Below are 2,085 nucleotides of genomic sequence, written 5' to 3'. Positions count from 1 at the left end.
GCGGTACTTTTGCAATTAGCATTCCAGAGGCGCCATATCGCTGCCCTCCAGGACCTTATGAGCGTGCTTGCCAGGTTGCAAATTACCTCAAGCAACATAATCCTAAGGGTAAGGTATTAATTCTGGATGCTAACCAGGATGTCACCTCAAAAGGCGGTTTATTCAAGAAGGTATGGGCCGAGCAGTACGCTGGCATCATTGAGTATCGACCTAAACATAATGTAGTTGGTGTTGACGCTAAGACCAAAACACTCAAACTGGAAGTTGCTGATGATGTGAAGGCTGATGTGTTGAATGTCTTGCCGCAAATGTCTGCCGGTGAAATTGCCATCAAGACAGGTTTAGCCAACTCCAATGGACGCTGGGTCAATGTGAATTTCTTGAACTTTGAATCAACTGCCCAAAAAGATATTCACGTTTTGGGTGACTCGATTCAGATTGCTCCAACGATGCCAAAATCAGGTCATATGGCCAATCAGCATGCTAAGGTTGCAGCAGCAGCTATCGTGGCTGAACTCAGCGGCTTGGAAGTTAATCCAGCTCCAGTGGTTACCAATACCTGCTATAGCTTTGTTAATACCAGGGATGTAGTTCACGTGGCTAGCGTGCATCAATATGATGCCGAAAAGAAAACCTTCTTGCCGGTTAAAGGAGCTGGAGGCTTATCTCCAGGACCTACAGCCCTCGAGGGTGTTTATGCTTGGGGTTGGGCACACAACATCTGGGCAGACAGCCTCGGCTAAGCTCATCAAGAAACCGTTGCAATTAAAAAAGAGGCCTAAGCCTCTTTTTTAATGTCTAAAGGGACTTACCCATCTCAACTATTCGCTTGCGTCGTCGCTTACTAATGAACAAGAAGACGATCGCCACTACTGGAGCTGCAATTGCAGCAACAATCTCTGGATGAATGGCAAGACCAGCCTCTTTGCCGCCTTTAGCAACATAGGCCAATAAACTCACTGCATAGTAAGTCAACACCAGAACCGATAGACTCTCTACCGTCTCTTGCAGGCGCAATTGCAAACGCGCTCTCTGATCCATACTAGCTAGTAATTTCTGCGTCTGCTCCTCATTTACAAATTCAATACGGGTCCTCAGGGTTTGAGTTGTTCTCGAGATTCGGTCAGATAACTCTTTTAACCTACGCTGAGTCCAAATACAGGTCCCCATCGCAGGCTGAAAACGACGATCCATAAACTCTGACAAGGACTGCACACCTGGAATCGGGGATTCTGCTAACTCGTATAGGTTTTTACTAAGCAATTGACTGTATGCCTCTGAGGCCGTAAATCGTAATCCATAGCCTGAAATCCACTGCTCGGCTCTTGAGGCTAAATGAGAAAGCTCACCTAAAAACTGTCCATCCTTTTCGGTATGGATACCAGGCTCAGTTTGTAGCTGAGAAATATTCTCAGAAAGATCTGCCAATTCCGACTCCGCGCTTCTCAGCGGCATAGAGAGGCTCTTGGCTACTGGGAATGCGATCATAGCTGCCATACGATAGGTTTCCGCCTCAGCAAGAGCTCGCGCTATACGACCAGCTTGTCGTGAGCCCAAGATATCGTGTGGAATAAAGTAAGAGATGAAGCCATCTTCATCCAAACTTAAATCCGTCCACAGTTGAGCGCGCTTGCTCAACAAAATATAACTTCCCAACACAGTATTGCCACTAAAAATAGCGGAAACTTCTTGAGCCTCAGAAAACAGAGGTCGATGCTCAAACGCGAGATCTAAGGCGGAAATTCTTTCGCCACCCGCCTCAACAATAATAGGGCAACCCAGATCCTGAAGTAATTTATCCAAACTCTTTTCAAGGGCTAGGCGAGACTGCAGAAGAGGTCCAGTAATTTTGACGGGGTTATGCACAATGGCTGCGATGGTTGCAAACTCACCATGCAATTCCCACTTAATCAGCACCCTTTGCGGCTCAGGAGCTAGAGTCAATATTTTGAAAGAGTGTCCGCGCTCATCATTAGATACACCCAAAGCATTGCTTAACTTTTGAATCCATTCAATTTGGGTCTGGCGAGAATTCGCATCGAGCAAAAAAGATTGGGATAGCACCCTTTCGTTTGGCCATAATGC

2 protein-coding genes are annotated in these 2,085 nt (G+C 46.4%); one reads left to right on the top strand and one right to left on the bottom strand.

Features of this window, described 5'->3' with window-relative positions:
- Positions 1-743: FCSD flavin-binding domain-containing protein (locus B7X71_RS15750; protein WP_293601427.1), on the top strand; the 743-nt coding region annotated here is incomplete at its 5' end.
- Between the two features lie 55 nt (positions 744-798).
- On the opposite strand, the gene B7X71_RS15745 is transcribed toward B7X71_RS15750, so the two are convergent.
- Positions 799-2,085: DUF3422 domain-containing protein (locus B7X71_RS15745; RefSeq protein ID WP_293601426.1), on the bottom strand; the 1,287-nt coding region annotated here is incomplete at its 5' end.

The sequence above is a fragment of the Polynucleobacter sp. 39-46-10 genome (genome assembly GCF_002282275.1).
The sequence above is the reverse complement of the archived record's forward strand: the minus strand, read 5'-3'. Positions and strand labels throughout refer to the sequence as shown.